We start from the raw sequence: 23,147 nt of genomic DNA on the forward strand, positions 1-23,147 counted from the left end.
TTTAATTACGGATATACAAATACTTTTTTGTTAGATTTTGATTATAATAAACTCTTTATAGAAAGAAATAATGCTTTTTTTCCTTATTTTTGCAAAAAAATATTATTTACTAATGAAGAAATCGACTATATTACTATTTATTATACTTTTTTCAATAGGAATTAAGGCTCAAAATGTCAAACTTACAGGTAAAGTAATTGAAACTTCAACCAAGCAACCTCTCGAATATGCTACTATTACATTAGAAAATATAAATGAAATTGGCAAACTAACAGGTGGAGTTACTGATACTTATGGACGATTTTCGTTAGAAGCTCCCAAAGGAACTTATTTGTTGAAAATTCAGTTTTTTTCGTATAAAACCTATCAAATTACTCGTTTTGTTTTAAACGAAGACAAAAGTTTAGGGACAATATCCTTAGATGATGACGTAGCTCAGTTAGAAGGTGTTGAGGTTGTTGGCAAAAAATCAACTGTCGAAATGCGTTTAGACAAAAAAATCTATAATGTAGGAGATGATATGACTGTAAAAGGAGGTTCTATTACTGATGTTTTGGACAATGTTCCTTCAATAAGTGTTGATAGTGAAGGAACTATCAGTTTACGTGGAAGCGAAAATGTACGAGTGCTTATCAATGGAAAACCATCATCGCTTGTAGGAATGAGTCCAGAGACCCTGAAACAATTTCCTTCTGATATGATTGAAAAAGTAGAAGTAGTAACCAATCCGTCTGCACGTTATGATGCCGAAGGAACAGCTGGAATTATCAATATTGTTTTGAAAAAAGGAACAGGATTGGGACTTACAGGTTCAGTAAATAGTTTTGTTGGTGTCGCTGATACTGAAAATTATGGAGCTTCAATCAATCTCAACTTGAGAGAAAAAAAATTTAACTTTTTCAATACTACATCGTATCGCTACAACAATGCTAAAGGTACAACTTTGTTTGAACAAAAATCTTTTAAAAATGCAATGATTGAAAGTTATCAAGACGAATATCGAGATAATTGGAGACTTAGACGCGGTTGGAATACCAATTTGGGTATTGAATATGCACTATCTGACAAAATTTCAATAACCAACAGCATAATGTATGGAGATAATCGAAATGGAGCAAACGCTGATGTAAATATTTTTAACTATAATCAGAACAAAAACTTGGTTTCTAATAGATTACGACAAAGTAATGAAAAAGAAAAAGAATATAATATCCAATATTCATTCAACTATGACCAAAGATTTAACAACGACGGACATAAATTAACTGTTGATTATCAATATTCTACAGAAAAAGAAGATGCTCACGAATATATTTATGACTTGCAAAACGAACAAAGTACTAATTTGGAAAAACAAAAAGACCATTTAGTTAAGGTTGATTATGTACTTCCATTCAGCGAAAATAGTCAGTTTGAAGCAGGTTATCAGGGTAATTTTAATAATAGAGATACTGATTATCAGGTATTTGATGAAATATCAGGAACGCTTACCTTAAATACAAATTATAGTAATCATTTTATTTATAAAGAACAAATAAATGCTTTTTATTCGCAATATGGAAAAAAATTTGGTAAAATCAATACAATGTTGGGGCTTCGTTTCGAAGATACACATATAATTATTCAAGAACTTCAAACAGGAAAGAATAAAAAAACATATACAGGTTTGTTTCCATCAGTATTTTTAGGATACGAATTCTCTGAAAATAACCAAGTTAGTATTAGTTACACCCGTAGATTGCAACGACCTCGTAATCGATTTATCAATCCTTTTACTTCTCGAACAGGTAATACAAATCTTTTTAGAGGAAATCCAGATCTTGACCCTACTTATACAAATGCATTCGATTTAGGATATTTAACTCGGTTAGGAGGGAAGGTAACGCTCAACACATCAGCGTATTACAATTATTCAACACAGGTATTTCAGTTTGTTACCGTTGAGTCAGGAGAGTTTGTAACCATAGCGGGACTAAATGTACCGGTGATGGTACGAACAGCTGCAAATTTAGCAAATCAACATCGGTTTGGAGTAGAATTTACAACGACTTATTCACCGAAAAATAATTGGCGCTTTACATGGAATTTTAATTTTTTTAGTGAAAAAACAGAAGGAGATTTTTCATACAAAAATTATTTAGGCAATAATGTTACTCAGAATTTAAATGCTTCTACAACAAGCTGGTTTACAAGACTTTCTGCTAAAATGTTACTTCCTTTGAATATTGATTTTCAATCTACTGCTATGTATATGGGACCTCGTAAAACTGCTCAATCGGATATTCGAGGAGATTTTTTTCTGAATTTGGCACTTAGCAAAGAAATTTTTAATAAAAAGGGAACGCTTTCAATCAATGCTAGCGATGTGTTTAATTCGCGCAAAATGATTGCTGATACACAAACTCCTTCAGTGCAAACTTATTCAGAAATGCAATGGCGCCCTCGACAAATTACAATGAATTTTACATATCGATTTGGCAATCCAACAGAAAATAGGAAAAAACAACGCGACAAATCACAAAATAGAGTGGGTGATGATTCAGCAGATGAAATGATGTTTTAGCTATTTTTATTTATAAATGAAAGATTAAAAATTTTCTACCGAAATTATAGTAGCTTTCGTTGGACAATTTTCAACTTTGATTTTTACCATTTCATTATTGGTTGTAAGACCTTCTATTAAATAGGTTTTGCAAGGAGTTGAACGTGTATCACTTTGCGAAAAAACAACGTTTCCTTCCCAAAAGATAGGTTTTAAAACATCAAGCGTAAATTTTTGTTTTTCAACAGATTGATCAATGAAAATAGTTTTGTTACGAATATCTTTCAAAACCCTACAATTTGGCAAATAGCATATCTCAACTCCTTTCCCTTTGAAGAAAAAAGCCAAAATGACAATACCTATAGACAAACCTATGAAAAAAATTCCCAATCTTCGTACTATATCCATTATTATGATGTTGTTAAGTGCTGAACGCCTATTTGATAATATTCAAATCCTTGTGAAGTTAAATCAAAATTATTATATTGATTACGTCCATCAAAAATAATTTTTTCTTTGAGCAAAGAAGCTATTTTATCAAAATCAGGAATTCTAAATTCTTTCCATTCGGTAAGTAAAATCATGGCATCAGCTCCTGAAAGTGCTTCATATTTGTCTTTGTAATAGTGTATACTGTTTTGTTCTTCTGTAAGATAAAAAGCCTGTGCTTGATAAGTAGCTTTGGGGTCATAGGCATGTATAAATGCTCCTCTTTTTATCAATTCTTTTATTACATAGATAGATGGAGCTTCACGCATATCGTCAGTTTCGGGTTTGAAAGAAAGTCCCCATACAGCAAATGTTTTTCCTTGCAGATTTTCTCCATATTTAGCAATTATTTTCTGTACAATCACATATTTTTGTCGATTATTGACGGCTTCCACAGCTTCAATAAGTTCAGGCTGATAATCAAATTCGTGAGCTATTTTTTTCAAGGCTGTTACGTCTTTTGGGAAGCAAGAGCCTCCATATCCACAGCCAGGATAAATAAAACTATATCCGATACGTGCATCAGAACCAATACCTAAACGAACTTTATTAACATCAGCACCGACTTTTTCACAAATGTTGGCAATTTCGTTCATAAACGAAATTTTGGTAGCAAGCATTGCATTTGCTGCGTATTTAGTCATTTCAGCAGAACGAATATCCATCATTATAAACCGTTCGTATTGTAAGAAGAATGGTTTATAAAGTTTTCGCATTCGCTCAAAGGCATATTCACTTTCAGCTCCTATTACCACTCTATCAGGTTTCATAAAATCATTGACTGCTTTGCCTTCTTTCAAGAACTCAGGATTGGAAACAATATCGAAAGATAAATTACTATTTCTATGTGTAAGTTCTTGATTTACAATATTTTTTATTTTATCAGCAGTCCCAATAGGCACTGTCGATTTATTAACAATAATAAGTCTGTTTTGCATTGTTTTTCCGATAGACTTTGCTACATCCAAAACATATTGCAAGTCTGCTGACCCATCATTACCCATAGGAGTTCCAACTGCTATAAAAACAAACTCTACTTGTGAAACAGCTTGTGAAATATCTGTTGTGAATTGTAAATTTCCATTGGCAATATTATTTTTTACTAACGTTTCTAAACCGGGTTCGTATATCGGAATAATGCCTTGTTTTAGTTGGTCGATTTTCTGTTGATTAACATCAACACATATTACTTTGTTACCCACTTCTGCAAAGCAAGTTCCCGAAACTAAGCCAACATACCCTGTTCCAATTACAGCTATTTTCATGATTTAATTTTTTCAAGAATTAAGATTACAATACGTGTTTGTGTGCTTTGTAAGAAGAGCGTACCAAAGCACCACTTTCTACATGGCGAAAACCTAAGGATTTTGCTATTTCTTCATATTTTTTAAATTGGTCTGGAGTAACAAATTGCTTTACAGGTAGATGTTTTTTTGTTGGTTGCAAATATTGACCAATGGTAACTACATCAAGTTTAGCTTCTTTTAAGTCGTGGAGTGTTTCAATTACTTCTTCTTCGGTTTCGCCTAACCCAAGCATAATTCCAGATTTTGTTCGATGTGCTCCATTTTCTTTAAGATATTTCAAAACATTTAAACTTCGATCATATTGAGCTTGAATACGAACCTCGCGGGTAAGCCTGCGAACAGTTTCCATATTGTGAGAAATAACCTCAGGAGTAGCTTTTAAAATTCTGTCAATATTTCTTTTAACTCCTTGAAAATCAGGGATAAGTGTTTCCAGTGTAGTTTCAGGATTCATCCTACGAATAGCACGAACGGTTTCAGCCCAGATGATACTTCCCATATCTTTCAAATCATCTCTATCAACCGAAGTAATTACGGCATGTTTGATATTCATTAGTTTAATAGAGCGAGCTACTTTTTCAGGTTCTTCCCAGTCAAGAGTCTCTGGACGACCTGTTTTCACCCCGCAAAAACCACAAGAGCGCGTACAAATATTACCTAAAATCATAAATGTAGCGGTTCCTTCCCCCCAACATTCCCCCATATTTGGACAACTTCCCGAAGTACAAATTGTATTAAGTTTGTATTTGTCAACTAAACTTCTAAGTTCGGTATATTTTTTCCCTGTAGGAAGTTTTACTCGAAGCCATTTGGGTTTGGGTTCAATTTCAGCAGTTTCTATTGTATTTATCATTAGTGTTATTTTCTATAATCAAGTGGCAAAGATAGTGAATTTTATTTGATTTTTGAAATAGTTTATTTTCTTTCTAAAATTGACAAAATAATCACCTTGAAGTAAAAGAATTTTTGATAGAAAAACAAACTTTTACTTTTATAAAATAATGTAATATAGTGTAAATGGCTGATTTTTAATTTTTTAAACAAAAATTATCAACATCATTTAATGCAGGGAATTCAGACCTATGCTTATGTAAAGTTTTAGTGTTAAGAATTGCATAAATAATTGTTTCATCGCAAGATATTTGACCTGAAACGCATTCGCCATAGCTATTATAAACAGCGGAATGTCCATTATAAACAGCAGGATTTTTATCTACTCCCACACGATTAACACCAATAGTGTAACACATATTTTCAATAGCACGACTTCTAAGAAGTGTATCCCAAGCCGAAATGCGCTGGCAAGGGAAGTTTGCAACAAAAACAGCCGCATCGTACCTTTCAGTATTACGTACCCAGACAGGAAATCGTAAATCGTAACAAATGAAAAGTGCTAATTTCCAGCCTTTGTAAGTGAGAAAATATTGATTTTCACCGCATTTGTATACATTTTTTTCGTGTGATGATGTAAACAAATGACGTTTGTCATAGCAAACAAAATTTCCTTCGGGTAAAGCAATAACCAAACGATTGAAATAATTTTGTTCTTGACCAATAGCAAGACTTCCTCCAATGGCAACATTGTATTGTTTTGCTTGTTTTTTGAGCCATTCGATAGTTTCACCTTGCATTGTTTCTGCTATTTTTTCCGCATTCGGAGAAAAACCAGAAGTAAACATTTCTGGCAGAAAGACCATATCAGTATCTGTTGAAAGCCTCGAAAGTTGATATGCTAAGCGCTCTCTATTCTCCTTTGGATTTTCCCAAGCAATATCTGTTTGGAATAAGGCTACTTTCAAAAATTCTTTCATAAGAAAAAAGTCAATTACCACTACAAAGGTAACATCTTTATAAGAAAAAACAAATATAAAAACTATTTTTTCAAAAAAAAATAGCCTCAATAGTGAGGCTATCAAAGTATAATTGATTTTTTTAAGATTATAGAAGTTGGTCTAAGGCATCTGTGTATGTTTTTTTAGGAGCAACACCTACTTGTCTACCTACTACTTCTCCATTCTGAAATACGAGTACCGTAGGAATATTACGTACTCCATACTTACCTGCAAATTCCTGATTCGCATCAACATCAACTTTTCCGACAACAACTTTCCCTTCGTACTCTGTAGCAATTTCTTCAATTACTGGACCTAACATACGACAGGGGCCGCACCAAGTTGCCCAAAAATCAACCAAAACAGGTTTATCACTCTTTAAAACCACTTCTTCAAAAGAAGTATCTGTTATTTGTAAAGCCATTTCTTTATTTAATTTTCGTTTATAATGTGCAAAGGTACAAATTTTATTTGTTATACAAATATTTTTGTTATTGATTTTTGTAATAGTATTTATTGAAAAATCTATAACAGAGAATTTTTTTGTCTTAAAATATTTATTATCAATAAAGTTGTAATATATTCTGACTTGTATAGAAATGTATGCCTAAATCTGGTTGTTTTTGTCAAAAGATATTAGTTTATGTTATGATTTTTTTAAATTTCAGTAGATATATTATATTTTATGGTATGAATTAAGATTGAAGATTTATTTTTACTACAAATATCGGATTTTTAGTACTGAATTAGTAGAAATAAACAGACTTATTATAAACAACTTCTTAGAATGATTTTAAATATAATATTTGTTAAATATAACTTACTAATAATCAATATTTTTGATAATTGTTTTTATTTATTCAAAATATAATTAGTTGTAAATCAGTTATTTAGTTTGTTTCTAAGAAAAATACACCATACCTTTGCCTCAGAAAATAATAAATAGGAGTTTAATAAAAAAATTAAGATTATGGCTATTCGATTAGTAAATGGTTGTGCAAATTGCCAGAATTTGACAACAGAAAATGTTTGTAAAATCCACGAAACAAAGGTGGAAGCAAAATATACTTGTGACAGTTTTGATATGCGTCCAAGTTTGAAAGATGAAGTAGATTGCACAACGTGTGCCAAATATCAAACAGCAAAATGTCCTAATAAATTGCACGCTGCTGCCGAAATGCTTTGCAATGATTGGACTCCAAAGGCTGAGGCTTAAAACTACAACAACAATAAATCTAAAAATGTCCCTACAAGGGGCATTTTTTATTTATTGAAAATCAATAAATTATATATGTTTAATCTTCTTTGTTGAAAAAATTTTTAAACAATTTTAGTTCTTCCCAAGAGAAAGTTTCGCCTACTTGTTCTTTGATTTGAGTTAATGTAGTCTCTTCTTCTGCTTTTTCAAAAACGACTGCAAGTTCGCGTATTTTTTCAGAAGAAAGAATCTCATTGAGTTGTATTTTTCCTTCTTTTACTAACAAACCTAAGTGTCTGTAAATGGTTGCTAATGAGAGCTTTCGCTCTCTGGCGATTTCTTCCAAAGGTATTTTTTTCTTCCAAAGTTCCCAAGTTTGATATTGGGTAGCTATTTTTCCTGTTTTTTCAGTTTTTTTATTCTTTTGTTTTTTATCTTGTTCCAGATTGAGTTTCTGAATACTTAGCTCATCATAGATTTTTTGTAGCAAATTCGATTTGTAATCGCTAATTTTTTTCCACGAGAGGGACTCTTTGGTTAGGTTTTCATCTTCGCAAATTGCTTTCAAAAAAACTTCAGTTTTGAGTAAGCGAAAAACAACCTGAGTTTGTATTTCTTCAAGTTCGGCAAGTTCTTCATGAAATTGTTTTACATTTTTTGATGAAGAAACCTCAGCTTGTGTGCGCAAAATCTGATAAGTAAGGTCGTCTAAAACAGGGAAAAAGTAAGTTTTTGCTTTTTCAAATCGTTCCAAAATAAAATACAAATCGATATGTGTTTCTGAAAAAAGGAATTGTAGTTGGCGTGAAAATTTCTGAGAATGAGCAATAATTTCATTTACTTTTTGAGTTTGTCTTTTTGCCCAATCTTTATATTTACTTTTATTACTTCGTTCACTTTCAGCTTTGTACGAATTGGCATGCCAAAACCATTTATTGGATAGTTCTTCCCAGTCGAAAGCACTTATTACTTGTTTTTCAAGGTATTTTTTCTTCTGAACAGAAAACTCCCAATGTAAAGTGTTTTCATTGGCTTTGGTTTGTGCATAATCTTGTACGTCATTGGAAGTCTGTATATTATTAGTCGAAATAGATGACAATAAGACCAGTCCGTTTAAAGAACGCAGGCGAGATAGAGCCACATAGGCTTGACCGGGAGCAAAAACGCCACCTAAATCTATAATGGCTTTATCGAAGGTAAGTCCTTGACTTTTGTGTATTGTAATAGCCCATGCTATACGTAAGGGATATTGAGTAAAAGTTCCTAAGATTTCTTCAACAATATCATTTGTTTTGGGATTGGTTCGGTAGCGAATATTTTGCCATTCGTACTTTTGTACTTCGATTGTCGTATTTTCGTCAGCAAGTTTTACCAAAATTTCTTCTTCAGAAAGCGAAACAATTGTACCAATTTTTCCATTAAAAAAGCGTTTTTCGGGTGAAGTATCATTCTTGACAAACATTACTTGCGCTCCTTTTTTCAAAGTGAGAATTTTGTCAATCGGATAGATATATTCAGGAAAATCATCAATGATTTCTGCCTGATATTGATATGCTTTTTCGGGTAATTCGTCCAATGCTTCCTTATTTATTTTGTCTGCTTTGATGTTGTGTGTAGTCAGGGTTATGTACCCATCTTTTTTGTTCGATTTGAAATTAGGTTGCACATATTTGTTTAGAATTTGTATATCGTTAGTCTCTATTTTGTTGTTTCTCAAATGGTTAAGAATTGACAAGAAATGTATATCTGATTGACGATACACCTTGTCAAGTTCAATATACAACAACGGATTTTGTTCAATAACTTTGGAATGAAAGAAAAATATTCCTTTGTAAAAATGTTGTAAAATATTCCATTCTTCATTTTTTACCACAGGAGGTAATTGTAACAAATCTCCAACAAAAAGCACTTGAACACCACCAAAAGGTTGTTTATTTTTTCGTACAAATTGCAGCATATAATCCATTGCGTCTAACACATCAGCACGAAGCATACTCACTTCATCAACTATCAAGAGTTCTAAATTGATAATAATTTTCCGTTTATTTCGATGCATTTTGAAATGCTTTTGCAACGAATGTCTGTTTTCGAATCGAATATTTCCTTCTACCACAGGCGGATTGGTTATTGTTGGCAAAAATGAAGCGAAAGGTAATTGAAATAGAGAGTGTATGGTTACTCCTCGTGCGTTGAGCGCAGCAATCCCAGTTGGGGCAACCACGATTGTGTTTTTGTAAGTTGAACTGATAATTTGGTGCAAAAGCGTTGTTTTCCCTGTTCCTGCTTTTCCTGTTAAGAACAACGAACGATTGGTTTGATTGATGAAATTTAGAATGTAATCAGAAGGATTCAAAAGCTATATTATTTTATGTGTTCTGTTTATTGATATTTTTTTTCCAACCAAAAAGATGATTTTCTTCTATCATTTGAGCAACGCCTTGTGGAACCATATTTTTCCAGTCTGACTTGCCATTTTCTATTTTTTTGAAAAGTTCGCGTGAGAAAATATTTAAATAACTTTCTGTATAATCTTTAATATCAACTACTTTTTCGTTGAATTTGAAGAATTTGTACAATTCTTTAAGATGTGGTTTTACTCTCAGATTATCGCTAGTTAGTATTTGATTGGTTTGTATATCACGCATTGGGTAAAGATAAATCTTAATATCGCGGAAAAATAATTTACCAAAGGCCTCCAAAATACCTCCGCCCAAGTTGGTATAATAATCTTCATCAAAAATAGCTAAAAAGTTGCTCACTCCCATTACCAATCCCATACGTTCTTTGGTATAATTGGACAGATATTCAACCAAGCGATAATATTCTTTAAAATTAGAAATCAGTACTTTATATCCGAGTGCGCACAATATTTGTACGCGGTGCATAAAATCTATTTCGTCTATTTCTCCTAGTTCTTTCAAATTTGAAAGGGTTAGTTCAAAGATAACTTCAGTTTTTTGTGGATTTACATTTGTTTCTTGTAGAAATATTTGTAATGATTTTTCAAGCATTTCGATATTAACCAGCGTTACAGGGCGAAAAGTTCCTCTAAGGGTCAGGATATTCTTTCTGTAGAGTTCTTCGGCAGGGTGCAAATTATTTCCATCAGGACCAAAGAGAACTGCTTCGGTTGTTTCGTTTTTGATAAGTTGTAAACTCATCAAGCGATTATCAATATTGCGATAATGCGGACCAGAGAAGTTTATCATATCAATTTCAATTGCTGTTTTATCAATATGGTCGTATAGGTGTTTTATAATCTGCTCAGGTTCATTAGTTTTGTAAAAAGCACTATGTATGAGATTAACGCCCAGTTTGCCGAGAGTTTCTTGTTGTGCACGTGCTTCCGTTTGATGAAAACGAATATGGAGAATGATATCATTATAATCTTCATCGGGAGCCATTTGAAAACGTATTCCTACCCAACCATGACCTTTGAAACGTTTAGCAAAATCAATAGTTGTAACCGTATTGGCATAGGTGAAAAATAATTTTTCAGGGTGTTCGTTTCTAGGCAAACGTTCTTCAAGTAGATTGGTTTCGTGTTGAAGCATTTTTTTGAGTCTGCTTTCGGTTACATAACGTCCATTTTTGTCAGCCCCATATAGGGCATCACTAAAATTTTTATCATAGGCACTTACAGCCTTGGCTATTGTACCCGAAGCACCTCCAACTCGAAAGAAATGTCGCACCGTTTCTTGTCCTGCACCTATTTCAGAAAAGGTTCCATAGAAGTTTTTATTCAAATTGATACGCAGTGCTTTGGCGCTAATCGAAGGAATATCTTCAAAATTACCATTATTTTTAGCCCACTCTTCCATAATATAATTATATTGATATGCAAAAGTACTATTTTTTTATTATATGAGGTTGTTTTTCTTGTAACAATCTAAAATTAGTTTTTATAAACAGATTCTGTTTTAAAAGATAAGTTGTTTTTTTTATAAAAAATGAAAGATAAAAATTATTATTGAGAATCAGTATGTTAAGATTTAGTTTTAAAGAAAAATAAATTTTATGATTCTTTCCCAAAGAATATTGCTATATTTGTACTCTCAAACAAGTAACTAAATGAGCGAAATACGACATAATTGGACTAAGGATGAGATATTGAGAATATATAACAAGCCTCTAATGGATTTGCTATACGAAGCAGCAACAATTCATCGTAAGTATCACGACCCCAATACGATACAAGTTTCAACTTTAATTTCTGTAAAAACAGGAGGTTGTTCCGAAGATTGCGGATATTGCGCCCAAGCGGCTCGTTATCATACGCATGTAGAGGCAGAAGGATTGCTTACTGTTCCTCAAGTGAAAGCCCAAGCTCTCAGAGCTAAGTCAGCAGGAAGTTCTCGAGTATGTATGGGGGCTGCTTGGCGCAATGTGAAAGATGGACCAGAGTTCGATCAAGTACTCGAAATGGTTCGTACTATCAATAAGTTGGATATGGAAGTATGTTGTACCCTGGGTATGATTACTGAAAATCAAGCACAACGACTCTCAGAAGCAGGGCTTTATGCCTATAATCATAATTTGGATACATCGGAGGAATACTATAAAGAAGTCATTTCGACTCGTGGGTATGAAGACCGATTGCAAACGATTGAAAATGTACGAAAAACCAATATAACCGTATGTAGTGGAGGTATTATCGGAATGGGCGAATCGGTTGAAGATAGAGCAAGTATGCTTGTTTCGTTATCAACATTGTATCCACAACCTGAATCGGTACCTATCAATGCTTTGGTTGCTGTGGAAGGAACGCCCTTGGAAGACCAAAAACCTGTTGAAATATGGGAAATGATACGAATGATTGCTACAACCCGAATTGTAATGCCAACAACCCAAATAAGGCTTTCGGCAGGACGTACGCACATCAGTAGAGAAGGGCAGGCGATGTGTTTCTTTGCGGGAGCGAATTCTATTTTTGCAGGAGATAAACTTTTAACTACTCCCAATCCTGATATTGCGGAAGATATGCGTATGTTTGAAATTTTGGGAATGCGACCTCAAAAACCATTTGAAACACACCCGCAGCCGCAGACCATTGAAGCCGAAGATTCACAATATCCATCCTTGGGCGAAAAACCTAAGTGGAGTCGCCCTTCACATAAGATAGAACGCAACGAAAAGGCACGCATCAAAAAAGAAAAAATATCGTAAATATACAAACCCTAACAGATTGTTTGTTAGGGTTATTGTTTAATAAAAATCAATTTTTTTATGAGAAAAATATATCTGTTGGCATTTCTTTTATGTAATCAGTTAGTAATTGGGCAATCACCAGCCGAATATGTAAATCCATTTATTGGAACTTCTAATTTTGGAGCGACACACCCAGGGGCTATTTCGCCACGAGGAATGCTAAGTATTTCACCTTTTAATGTGGCTTTTGACAAAAAGCAATTCAATAGCGAACTTGAAAAAGATAGTCGATGGCTCTCAAATCCGTATGTGAATGAAAATAAATTCCTTACCGGATTTACTCACGTGAATATGAGTGGAGTAGGTTGTCCCGAGTTAGGAGTGATTAACTTAATGCCAACTATGGGAGACCTAAAAACCAATCATTTAGAATACGGAACAACATATAAAAATGAAAAGGCATCAGCAGGATATTATAGCGTAGAACTTGATAAATATAATATTAAAGCTGAAATGACAGCTCATATTCGTTCAGGAATTAGTAGCTATTCATTCCCAAAAGGAGATGCTAATATATTGATTAACTTAGGGTTGGGACTTACCAATGAACAAGGAGCTATGGTGAAAATAGTTTCTCCTACTGAAATAGAAGGTTTGCGAATGGTTGGCTCGTTTTGTTATAATAGTCCCGAAAGAGCGTATCCTGTGTATTTTGTAGCGAAATTTTCTCGCCCAGCCGATGATTATGGTATTTGGCAAGGGCATAATAAATATGATGGAGTAGAAGCACAATGGATGCTTTACAACGGAAAAACACGTATAAAAGAACGCTTTGATAGAGAAGTTGTTGGTGATAGTATAGGTACATATTTCCGTTATCACTTTAATGAACCTACAAAAGTAGAAGTTAAGATTGGAATTTCGTATGTAAGTATTGCTAATGCACGTGAAAATTTGCAGAAAGAAATTAGTAATCAATCTTTTGAACAAGTATATCAACAGACAAAAAATCGTTGGAACGAATTGCTTTCACGTGCCGAAATACAAGGAGGGGCACAAGAACAAAAAACAATTTTTTATACCGCTTTGTACCATTCGCTCATTCATCCTAATACTTTGAATGATATCAATGGACAATATCCAGAGGCAGGAAATAACAAAATAGGAAAGACACAAACTACTCGATATACAACTTTTTCTCTGTGGGATACTTATCGAAATTATCATCAATTGATGACACTTTTGTATCCTGAGCAACAACTTGATATGGTGCGAAGTATGTTAGATATTTATGACCAAAGTGGTTGGCTTCCAAAGTGGGAACTGAATTCGACCGAGACTTTTACTATGGTGGGCGACCCTGCTTCTATTGTTTTGGCAGATACTTACCTTCGTGGGCTTACTGATTTTGATGTTGAAAAAGCCTATCAGGCAATGTGTAAAGGGGCTGAAACTACCGAAAATAATCCGCTTCGTCCTGGTTTAAAAGAATATTTGCAGAAAGGATATTTGAGCGTACAAGGTGGTGTTGAAGGACCTGTTTCTACCACACAAGAATATAATATTGCTGATTTTGCCATTGCTCAATTAGCCAAAAAAATAGGAAAAACAACTGATTATAAACGATTTATAAATCAGTCTGTTTCTTATCGAAAGTTTTTTAATCCTAAGTGGAATTTACTTCAACCTAAAAATGCCGATGGGTCTTGGTACGAACCTTTTAATCCAGATAGTGGTGCCAATTTTGAAAAAAATGTGGGCTACATAGAGGGTAATGCTTGGCAATATGCTTTTATGGTTTCACACGATGTAAAAGGACTTATTAAATTGATGAAAGGAGAAACTAATTTTGTCAAAAATTTGAATCATATTTTTGAAAGTGGGCAGTTTGATATGGCAAACGAACCCGATATGGGCTATCCGTTTTTGTACAATTATGTCAAAGGAAATGAATGGCTTACACAAAAACGAGTTGATGAACTGCTCAAGACTTATTTCAGAAATATTCCAGCAGGACTACCTGGCAATGATGATACAGGAACCATGTCTGCTTGGGCTGTTTATAGTATGATGGGCTTTTATCCAATAGTTCCCGCAGAGCCTATTTATACGCTTTCTGCTCCTAAATTTACCGAAATAATATTACATCTCAATCCCATGTTTTATCCGAATAAAACACTGAAAATCAAATCGAATGCTTCTGAAAAGAATATATATATTGACAAGATTTTTATTGACGGAAAGCAATACAATTCTTATTTTATTACCGATGAAATGTTGAAAAAAATAAATGAAATTCGTTTTGAACTAACCGATACACCGAAGCGGTAAATTTTTATATAGCGAAGATATAAATAAAAAATCCCTTTCAAAATACATTTACATGAAAGGGATTTTTTTCTAAATTCTTTTTGTTTATTTTCAAAAAGTGTTGATGCCTTTGATATTAAGAATTTTACAAATGAAGTAGATTATTTTTGTCGTACAAAAACGCGAAGCCAATCTATGTCCATGGTAACATTCTGAAGATCAGGATTATGATCTTCGGGATAACCAACACCTGCGTTTGAACCACCTATTTGTCCAGTAATAGCTACGTCCCACGTTGTATTTTCTATTCCTTCTTCAAATGCTTCAGTTATAAATGAATTGTATCTATCTCCATAATCGATTGTTTTCCAAGTATCTGTGATTTCTCTGTCAAGCAAGAAACTAATAATAGCATGCCTTTTTGGATCATTTGGGTCAGGGTCTACCTGCACGCCATATACGTGATAATCCTCAGAAGGATTAAAATTAAGTATGGTAAACGGATTTTTATTTTGATTTATATGAGTTTTCTGCGTTTCACTATTGAACATATGCAAGGTTTGGTTTATTTGCAATTTGTTTGGTGTAGTCTGATAGTGTTTGTAGAATATTTCTAAAATATCTAATTCAGCTTTACTAGCACCCCTTATAATGTCGAAGCCATAACGCCATCCATACGCCATATTCGTAAGGAACTTTGGCTTTAATTTCAATTCGTGAAAATAAAGGATAAAACTTACTAGGATTGCTGTTATAATTTTTTGCATCACGACTTGATAAGACTCCTGACCACCAACCTGGACGATGTTTTTCGGGTTCATACGTAGTAGCAGGCGGATTATCATCACGAGTAGCGGTAATTCGTACCACTTTTTTCCCTTGATCATCGATAAAACTTATTTGTTCTTTTCGATAAGTTTGTAACATTCCTTGTTTTTGTCCATAACGTTTATTAAAGGTATACTCATCTCCATAAATACCCCAATAGGAATGATCTATTTCCTTGTTATTAAACTTCATCTCCGTCGTAGTAAACCCATCCCTGAGGAGCTTCTTTTTGCAACGGATGCTCTTCAACTTGTTGCCCATTGTCAACATCTTTTCTGCACGATATAAAACTAATACCGACACATAATAAAAGGATTTTGTAAAACGATTTTGTACTCATTGTATTTGTTATTTATATTATTTAAAATGTGTAACGAATGGTAAATCCTGTTCGTAATGTAGTCATAGGAAAAGCCGTTGATATAGCATATTTTGAGAACGAATAATCAAAATAAAACATAGTATTCAAGTGTCTTGACAGAGCATAATCGGCTGTAAAACGTGTCATCCACGAGGTTTGCCCCGAAGTTACTTGATTGTCATTCAATTCCATATTTCTAATTACGGTATAGTTATTAGCCATCGAAATATCAGCTTTGAGGTTTAAATCACTTTTAAGAGTTACTTCTTGTCCATTGAATTTGGTTACAAAGCGTAGGTCTTTGATACGATAACCTAGTCCTAAACGATATTCTTTACGTAGAATTTCGGTCAAATAATTATTGTCTAAACTTATTGAAATAGTACGTTCTCTACGAATCTCTCCCAAGACACTCAATGTGTTTTGCATTTCCAAATCAACACGAATAAGGGGTGAGAATTGTTCTACCAAATTCACATTCGTAAAAAGTTTTTCGTTACGGAAATTATCTCCTTGGTCAACTTGATTCGGATTGGTAGGGTCGTATTCCAAATTGGTACGGAATTCGCTAAGAGCATAACTCGAACGATAGCCGTGCGTAAGAGAGAAACGGCGGAAAATTTTACGGAAACTTTCCAATCGCATCAATCCAGAGTAGCGAACTGTCCAGTTTGGTATCGGAATACTACGGAAGGCATCAAGAGAAACACTATTGGCACTTTGCCCAGTATATGCTGCGTAAAAAGCTGGCATAAGTACTGCCTGATTGGTTTTTCCATAACCTTTCGGGAAGCCATCAGCGTCAATATTATTTGGATCAGAGAGGTTAATACCTCGATTAGCAGCTAATCTATTAGCGATGGTCAATCGATATGATTTGAATCGTTCAAAAGCTTCAGAATGATACTCATCGGATTGTAAGAATGAAGTCAAAATCATATTATTTGATATAGAGAACATACCTGTTTGGTTACCAATAAGAGGCGTGTATTGGTCTCTATCAACAATGAATGATTCGGTATAATTGTCTGTATATTCACGAGTTGCATTTAGGTCTATTTGTAAATCTTGGATAGGTTGCAAGTTTGCTGTAATAGCCAGATTAGTATTTTTCGATTGAATAAATTGGTCATTGAAATCGGCAAATTCAGCTTGAGTAATGAGTAAACCACGCTGAGCAGCTTTGTAACGTATATCTTCTTGACTACCCAATACAAAACCTAAACTCGGTTTTGATGTACCAAAAAAACCTACTTGTGGCAAATAACCAGGCAATGCTGTAGAATTGGTTTCCGAATAATTAACCCCCACACGTTTTACCATTGTAACAAAATCAACTAAGTAATGTTTCAAGGTTGCTTTTTCATCTTTTTTGCGAACTTTTACGCCTAATGAACGATAAAATCGGTCAAAAGTCATATTAGAAGTCAAATTGTGAGTATTAGCGTTCTGAATTGTATTGATTTGTCGAGAAGCAACCAAGGTTAAAGCATCAGAACCTCGTTGCCAATCATAATCACCTGTATATGAATACGATGCTTTTATAAACGATAAAAAAGGTAATTTTTCAAAAGGAAGTTCATAATTTACTTTAATTTGAGACATAAAATGATTAGAAGTTCCTGTATTCCAGAAATCATTCCAAATTGAAAGTTCTTTATCAATCACCCGATTACCTGAACCATCGTATGTATAATAGTTTCTTACAATATTACTATTGGTAACCTCGTAACTTGCACGTAATGATTTGGTAAAATTATAATTGACTCCATAGTTCCAATTAAATAAGAAATTACGTTGTTGTAATTCAGGTAATCCTGTTTGCAAACTTGGGTTAATGCCCTCTTGATATACCTCACGGAAGCGTTGTTTGCTGAAATTACGAGAAATATTGGTAGCAAAAGTCAAATTGGTAGGCAACAAATTCAAATTGACCTCCGAGAGCCATTGCCAGTATTTACTACCCGAGAAATGTTTGTTATTTTTCAAAGGTTCAAGGCGGTAAGGTTCAAAAGCGTAAGCATACATTGCACTTGTACGGATACTTTGTTCGTTTTGTGTTTCTATTTCGAAATCATGATGGAACATTTCGTTGTAAGCATAGTTTAGTGTAAAGTTTTCAATGTTGTAGAACTTAGCTTTTTGATTTTCAGAAAGTCCTTTTTTGGCTCCAATAATGGTAATTCCTTGTCGTTTGGTATAATTCTGAGCTTGTTGTTCAATAGTGTTGCGTTGTGTTTTGTTAGAAGCCAAATTTAATCGGTCTTTCAAGCGAATATCATCGTACTGAGGGTCGTATTTTGGAGTAGAAATCATTTGTGAATGATTAAGTCCTACAGGAATTTGTACATTCCATTTCTTGGGGAGTAATTTTCCTGCATTTACATTCATCATTGCATCAAATTGTTTGAGTTCTTCACGGCTTCGTTCGTTGGGTTTTTGCTCAACTGTTCCAAAACCAACTGTACTCATACGACCTGTCAGAGAAAGGTTTATAAAGTCTGCTGCATTCATATCTACAGCCCCAATAGCAGCCCACCCACCTTCATTTTCGAGCTCTGCTAAACGTAATTCGTTAAACCATACTTCTCCACAAAGATGTGTTGAAGACGCATTTTTTACGCCAATCATCATAGAGAGTATTTTCCCAAGAGATGGATTACCTTTTATAGCATATCTGTTTTTCCCAGCTACGTAAGGGGTTGTATTAGGCGAATTGATAAGATTCATATCCGCATCGTAGTAGGTTACTTGAGAGAGTGTGTTATTGTTAATACCAATCGCTTTAAGTTTGGTAAGTACTTGCATTTCTATATCAAACATATTCATCTTAGGCCATATAGCATCTTCTGAATATGCTCCTGGGGAGGTTACTTGTAGTGGGATTTCTACTTGATAATAATTTTCGCTCAAATCACTTCCTAATCGGACAAAAGCTACTAACTGATTGTCCGAAAGAGGTTGTAGTTTGAGTTGTTCCGCATGTACAAACATTTTTATTCGCTTGTACTGACGTAAATCTGCATTCAGATTTTTATAGACACCCCGTGAGTCATTGGGTTCTAAATTGCAAACGGAAAACGAAAGCGATTGCTCGTTTTGCCTTACCAGTGTATTGTTCTGATTGATTTGTTCGCGATATACTCCTGGGGGCATTCGATATGGAATAGGTTGTCGCGATTCGTTTTCAATAATATTCACCGTATTGATTTCCACTTGGGTATTATCATCAGAAGGGTCATCAAGGTCATCACTCAATGTTTTGCTATAATGACGCCAATCACCACGAACTAAATCTAATGTCCCGAAACGAAGTACAACATCACTATTGAACCCAGTCAAATACATACGCATGTGAGTAACCGAACGTAAGTCGCCACTTCCTCCTCCGAAAGCTCTGGAAGGGTTTTTGATAGGAATTTTGAACTGAATCCAACGAGCACGAATTCGTTGTCCGTTAGGAGCATCTGTCATAACTTCTCTAATATCAGTTACATATGGGTCTGTTAGTGATATATTACCACCGATAGGAACACGATATTCAAAATAACTATTTACTGTATTCATTGTATTATCCCGATTTACATCTTCCACATCGGGGTGTGTGGTAGAACCCCGGTTGGTATCAGTAACATTCACAGGCGAATTACCTTGTGTATTATTATAATTGAAGTATCTGTTGGCAATGCTTCCGCTTCGATTCAAATAGAATTGATAATTGTCTAAGGCAGGGTCATTAGGAGAACTGTTAACATTATTAGAATATGTATTTCTCTCTTCGGTATCATTAAGCCCATCAAGCCCTATATCTTGTAGTGTTCGATTATCCGTATTGGAATCGAAAGCGTATAGGAGTGATTGTGCTGCGGGAACTTTTCCCCAAGCACTTGGGTTCGAATTCGATGTGATTGAAAGCCCTGGTAGTCCGTTTTCGTATTGTTTTCGCCCGTCTTTGAGTATATCTTCGGAAATATTTCCTAAATCAAAGACTAATTCTCCTGATGAGGGTGTAAATTCTCCTGAAGTATATGGATCAAGCATCCAAAATTGAATATATTCAATGTTATTATCTTCAAAGTTGGTAGTGGTCATGCCTCGCATAATACCTCCCCATTTGTCTGAACCACTGATAGTATTCATAGCAGACGGATTATTATTATATGAACCTTTTTGTTGTGGATAGTATGCCAAATCGAGTGTGTTTTGCACCAAAAGTTCCCCTTGAGCTACTTCTTGTTCTGGGAATATCTCATTGATATAAATACGCCGCGTACTATTTTTTGATATTTCATCGGCTCCTACATCACTTGGGCGATTATTTGAATAGAAAAGCGGGTCAATACTATACCATGCCAGTTTGGCTCGTCCGTATCCGTTACGTAAGTTATCGGGGTCTTCAGGATTTGTTCCGTATAGTTGTCCATTCGGTACAAAAGCCAAAGGCGTACTTGCTAGTGACCAGGCTAAGGCTCCTCGCAAATCAATAGTGGTTTGCGAGCCTTCAAAGTCGTCTAAGTAGGCGGTAGCTTCACCATCAAAATCGGTGCTTTTTGGTGTGCTCGGAAGCAAATAAGCTACCTCACCACGAACCGAAATATTGGAAGGAACATCTGATTGCATTGTTGGAATTTTATTCAACCAACGTGTAAGGAAAGGCATTTCAGTAGAATACGTCCCTCCTAAACCGAATATAGTATTGTTCACAGGCTCTTGTCCGTAGTTTGACTTCTGAGTGAATGGGCGCTCGCGCATATTGATAATAGACCCACCAATGGTAAATTTGTCATTGAATTTATGTTCTACATTCACTCCGGCAAAGCGTCTATTTTGTCCTCCAAAAATCAAATTATTTTCAACCGAAACCTCAATAGGTAAATTAGAATTTTGTATAGACTCGTCCAATATTTGTACCGTACCTGCTTGGTAATTAACCGTATAGTCAATCCCTTCTTGTAAGATGCGTCCTCCTACTGTTACACGTACCGAACCACGAGGTACGTTGAACGCACCGAGCGAAATACCCCGTCCTCCACTTGATTTGTAGCGACCTTTGAGTACAAATTTGTTTTTTTCGTTATCTTCTTGTGCTTTGGCTTTGATGTTGGTATACAACGAGCGATAGACGAACTTCCGCTGATTGGCATTCCACGAACTGAAATTGTCATAGTTACCACCCCCCAGTTGTGCGTGTAAGAACTGTCCGAATGGCTCGACTTTGGTAAAGATGATTTTCCCGTACTCGGGGTCAATAGTAACTCCGGGTACAAAATCGAAAAATCCGTCTCCGCCATCTTGTGGGTCATTGTAAGAGTTCAACTGGTCAAAATGAAATAATTGAAGCAAAATCTTCTTGGTAAGGGCGCTATTCCACGTACTTTCATCAACGGGTGAAATATAATTGACAGGAGAGGGGTCTGTATAGAATATATTTAGCCTGAAATCTTCAGGATTTATTTGTAAGGCATCAAGCGAATAGATGTTCTTCATCATAAGTTGCCATATAGGGTCTCCGGTAACTACGCGATTACTTTTTAACATTTTCATGACCAAACAATTATTGGTAATGGCGTTGTTTCCACCCCCTGTAATGATTGAAGTAGTTGCCGAAATACCATCATTGGCAAACTCTCCAACCTGATATACTTGCCCTTCGTAGGTGTATTGATAGGCTACGGCAAGTATTTCATCATTGTTAAGACGTTGGCTAAGGGAGATGTATCCTAATTTTGTATCGACTTTGAAATCAACTCCTTCTTGAAGTTTTTGTGCATTTTCCAGAATAGCATAATCAAATCCTTCATTGACAAGGTTTGCCATAGTTCCAAATCCTGATTTGACAGTAGCTACATCACGAATATCTTTGGTTAAGACAGACCCACTACTACCAATACGTGTAGGGTCGTAATCATTCGCTTGGTTGGTAGGTCTATTTCCTACCGAGCCATTGAAAAACCCCGCAGGAGCATTCGTATTGATACGTGTATTCTGCGCAATAGCCTCTCCCAAGTCTTGTACGGCAACCAGGTTACGTATATTGGTCTGTGTGTTGTAGCGTTGAGAGCGATTAGTTGCCCATACTTCAATACGAGTAATCTGTATTTTACTATTGATAAAAGGATAATTCTGTAAAGCTTTGTCGTAATTATCTCGGAAGAATTGTGATAAAAAATAGTTACGATTGTCATCATAATCCAAGATACGAATTTCAAAATCTTGTAGTGTGCCTCCTCCTTGCGAGGTAATAGTTTGAGACTGCGAACGCTGGTCAGAGAAAACCCCTGTAAGAGTGGTACGACCGAATTGCAATTCCATTTTGACACCGAAAAGACTTTGCGCTCCGGTAATCAGCGCACTATTGGTTGGCATACTTATATTACCAAATTCGACCTTGCGAACAATGTCATCTTCATTGGGTTCGTATTCGAGTTTGAATACATTCTGAAAGTCAAAGGTTGCTTGCGTGTCGTACATAGCGCTCACTTTTAGGCGCGTACCTACTTGTCCGGTAAGTCCCAGACTGATGCGTTGTTCGAAATCTAAGTTGTAGCTCCGCCGATTTTCGGGGGTGGCTGCCGGATTGTCATTTTTCAGATAGCGCATACCCAAGTCAAAAGCCACACTACCTTGCGGATTGATATCAATATTATTTCCTCCGAAGATGGACTCAAAGAATTCAGATTTTACATAAAATTCAGGCAATAAATCCCGCTGTGCCTTTTTGGTTTGCTCATCAGCATTGTCTTCGGCGTACAGTGCTTTGTTTTTCTCACGAAAATAAGCTTTGGTACGTTCCTGAAATACAAGACGTTCGTATTCGTCTCGGGTCAAAAACATTGGGATAGAAATATCATAACTTCCCAGTGTTTCTGTATAGACATACTTGTCCAAAGCGGCATTATATTCGTATTTTTTGACAATACTCTCCGGATTTTTTAAGAAAATTTGCCGAAGCGAACGACTTACTCGCACGCTATCTTTGGGTGTTTCGACAGGTTTTTCTTGTTCCTGTGCATAGATTGTCAATAAATTAGAAAAAGTTAATAAGATACCGCTAATTATGTATTTTCTCATTTTTTATGTAATTCAAACTGAATTTTAGGTGCTATTTTTGTGTCAATTTTCCCTTGAAACA

15 protein-coding genes are annotated in these 23,147 nt (G+C 35.0%); 4 read left to right on the top strand and 11 right to left on the bottom strand.

The features are described from left to right. The first annotated feature begins 112 nt into the window (after window positions 1–112). Window positions 113–2,563: a TonB-dependent receptor gene (locus OO775_RS11030; protein ID WP_264847195.1), complete on the top strand. Its 2,451-nt coding sequence runs from the start codon at window positions 113–115 to the stop codon at window positions 2,561–2,563. A gap of 24 nt (window positions 2,564–2,587) precedes the next feature. Here OO775_RS11030 and OO775_RS11035 read toward each other — a convergent pair whose 3' ends face one another. The 5 genes from OO775_RS11035 to trxA form a co-directional block, all read right to left on the bottom strand. Next, window positions 2,588–2,950, bottom strand: coding sequence for a hypothetical protein (locus OO775_RS11035; protein WP_264847196.1), 363 nt, complete (start codon window positions 2,948–2,950; stop codon window positions 2,588–2,590). A gap of 2 nt (window positions 2,951–2,952) precedes the next feature. Continuing rightward, window positions 2,953–4,296 carry a UDP-glucose dehydrogenase family protein gene (locus OO775_RS11040; RefSeq protein WP_264847198.1) on the bottom strand — a complete coding sequence of 448 codons (1,344 nt, stop codon included), beginning with the start codon at window positions 4,294–4,296 and terminating at the stop codon, window positions 2,953–2,955. A 25-nt stretch (window positions 4,297–4,321) separates the two neighbouring features. Beyond that, the gene (lipA, locus tag OO775_RS11045; protein WP_264847199.1) at window positions 4,322–5,191 is read right to left on the bottom strand and encodes a lipoyl synthase; all 870 of its coding nucleotides are present in this window, start codon (window positions 5,189–5,191) and stop codon (window positions 4,322–4,324) included. A gap of 175 nt (window positions 5,192–5,366) precedes the next feature. Beyond that, window positions 5,367–6,149: a nitrilase-related carbon-nitrogen hydrolase gene (locus OO775_RS11050; RefSeq protein ID WP_264847200.1), complete on the bottom strand. Its 783-nt coding sequence runs from the start codon at window positions 6,147–6,149 to the stop codon at window positions 5,367–5,369. A gap of 127 nt (window positions 6,150–6,276) precedes the next feature. Continuing rightward, window positions 6,277–6,594, bottom strand: coding sequence for a thioredoxin (gene trxA / locus OO775_RS11055; RefSeq protein ID WP_264847201.1), 318 nt, complete (start codon window positions 6,592–6,594; stop codon window positions 6,277–6,279). A gap of 546 nt (window positions 6,595–7,140) precedes the next feature. On the opposite strand from trxA, the gene OO775_RS11060 reads away from it, so the two are divergent. Further along, entirely contained in the window at window positions 7,141–7,386 is a 246-nt protein-coding gene (locus tag OO775_RS11060; RefSeq protein WP_264847204.1) for a hypothetical protein, read from the top strand. A 79-nt stretch (window positions 7,387–7,465) separates the two neighbouring features. Here OO775_RS11060 and OO775_RS11065 read toward each other — a convergent pair whose 3' ends face one another. Both OO775_RS11065 and OO775_RS11070 read right to left on the bottom strand, forming a co-directional pair. Further along, window positions 7,466–9,721 carry a helix-turn-helix domain-containing protein gene (locus tag OO775_RS11065; protein ID WP_264847205.1) on the bottom strand — a complete coding sequence of 752 codons (2,256 nt, stop codon included), beginning with the start codon at window positions 9,719–9,721 and terminating at the stop codon, window positions 7,466–7,468. Between the two features lie 13 nt (window positions 9,722–9,734). Further along, entirely contained in the window at window positions 9,735–11,189 is a 1,455-nt protein-coding gene (locus OO775_RS11070) for a TonB-dependent receptor (RefSeq protein ID WP_264847206.1), read from the bottom strand. A gap of 250 nt (window positions 11,190–11,439) precedes the next feature. Here OO775_RS11070 and bioB point away from each other — a divergent pair, with 250 nt between their 5' ends. Continuing rightward, a complete protein-coding gene (bioB, locus tag OO775_RS11075; protein WP_264847207.1) occupies window positions 11,440–12,534 on the top strand; it encodes a biotin synthase BioB in 1,095 nt (364 codons plus the stop codon). A gap of 60 nt (window positions 12,535–12,594) precedes the next feature. Continuing rightward, window positions 12,595–14,847, top strand: a complete 2,253-nt coding sequence (locus OO775_RS11080; RefSeq protein ID WP_264847208.1) for a GH92 family glycosyl hydrolase — start codon at window positions 12,595–12,597, stop codon at window positions 14,845–14,847. A gap of 140 nt (window positions 14,848–14,987) precedes the next feature. On the opposite strand, the gene OO775_RS11085 is transcribed toward OO775_RS11080, so the two are convergent. The 4 genes from OO775_RS11085 to sov are packed head-to-tail and all read right to left on the bottom strand — an operon-like array spanning window position 14,988 to window position 23,086. Then, complete coding sequence (locus OO775_RS11085; RefSeq protein ID WP_264847210.1) at window positions 14,988–15,509, bottom strand: LamG domain-containing protein; 522 nt, start codon at window positions 15,507–15,509, stop codon at window positions 14,988–14,990. Beyond that, window positions 15,463–15,846: a LamG domain-containing protein gene (locus OO775_RS11090; protein WP_264847211.1), complete on the bottom strand. Its 384-nt coding sequence runs from the start codon at window positions 15,844–15,846 to the stop codon at window positions 15,463–15,465. The genes OO775_RS11085 and OO775_RS11090 overlap by 47 nt, the downstream gene beginning before the upstream one ends. Further along, complete coding sequence (locus OO775_RS11095) at window positions 15,836–15,994, bottom strand: hypothetical protein (RefSeq protein WP_264847213.1); 159 nt, start codon at window positions 15,992–15,994, stop codon at window positions 15,836–15,838. The genes OO775_RS11090 and OO775_RS11095 overlap by 11 nt, the downstream gene beginning before the upstream one ends. A gap of 21 nt (window positions 15,995–16,015) precedes the next feature. Further along, entirely contained in the window at window positions 16,016–23,086 is a 7,071-nt protein-coding gene (gene sov, locus OO775_RS11100; protein ID WP_264847214.1) for a T9SS outer membrane translocon Sov/SprA, read from the bottom strand. Window positions 23,087–23,147: the final 61 nt, after the last annotated feature.

Source organism: Capnocytophaga catalasegens (assembly GCF_026005215.1).
GTDB lineage: Bacteria > Bacteroidota > Bacteroidia > Flavobacteriales > Flavobacteriaceae > Capnocytophaga > Capnocytophaga catalasegens.

What these genes read in the sequence shown, in the direction of transcription:
- OO775_RS11040 (WP_264847198.1), bottom strand. Translation starts at nt 4,296, where the DNA reads ATGAAAATAGCTGTAATTGGAACAGGGTATGTTGGCTTAGTTTCGGGA.
- OO775_RS11070 (WP_264847206.1), bottom strand. Translation starts at nt 11,189, where the DNA reads ATGGAAGAGTGGGCTAAAAATAATGGTAATTTTGAAGATATTCCTTCG.
- lipA (WP_264847199.1), bottom strand. Translation starts at nt 5,191, where the DNA reads ATGATAAATACAATAGAAACTGCTGAAATTGAACCCAAACCCAAATGG.
- bioB (WP_264847207.1), top strand. Translation starts at nt 11,440, where the DNA reads ATGAGCGAAATACGACATAATTGGACTAAGGATGAGATATTGAGAATA.
- OO775_RS11095 (WP_264847213.1), bottom strand. Translation starts at nt 15,994, where the DNA reads ATGAGTACAAAATCGTTTTACAAAATCCTTTTATTATGTGTCGGTATT.
- OO775_RS11085 (WP_264847210.1), bottom strand. Translation starts at nt 15,509, where the DNA reads ATGGCGTATGGATGGCGTTATGGCTTCGACATTATAAGGGGTGCTAGT.
- OO775_RS11050 (WP_264847200.1), bottom strand. Translation starts at nt 6,149, where the DNA reads ATGAAAGAATTTTTGAAAGTAGCCTTATTCCAAACAGATATTGCTTGG.
- sov (WP_264847214.1), bottom strand. Translation starts at nt 23,086, where the DNA reads ATGAGAAAATACATAATTAGCGGTATCTTATTAACTTTTTCTAATTTA.
- OO775_RS11030 (WP_264847195.1), top strand. Translation starts at nt 113, where the DNA reads ATGAAGAAATCGACTATATTACTATTTATTATACTTTTTTCAATAGGA.
- OO775_RS11060 (WP_264847204.1), top strand. Translation starts at nt 7,141, where the DNA reads ATGGCTATTCGATTAGTAAATGGTTGTGCAAATTGCCAGAATTTGACA.
- OO775_RS11080 (WP_264847208.1), top strand. Translation starts at nt 12,595, where the DNA reads ATGAGAAAAATATATCTGTTGGCATTTCTTTTATGTAATCAGTTAGTA.
- OO775_RS11035 (WP_264847196.1), bottom strand. Translation starts at nt 2,950, where the DNA reads ATGGATATAGTACGAAGATTGGGAATTTTTTTCATAGGTTTGTCTATA.
- trxA (WP_264847201.1), bottom strand. Translation starts at nt 6,594, where the DNA reads ATGGCTTTACAAATAACAGATACTTCTTTTGAAGAAGTGGTTTTAAAG.
- OO775_RS11090 (WP_264847211.1), bottom strand. Translation starts at nt 15,846, where the DNA reads ATGAAGTTTAATAACAAGGAAATAGATCATTCCTATTGGGGTATTTAT.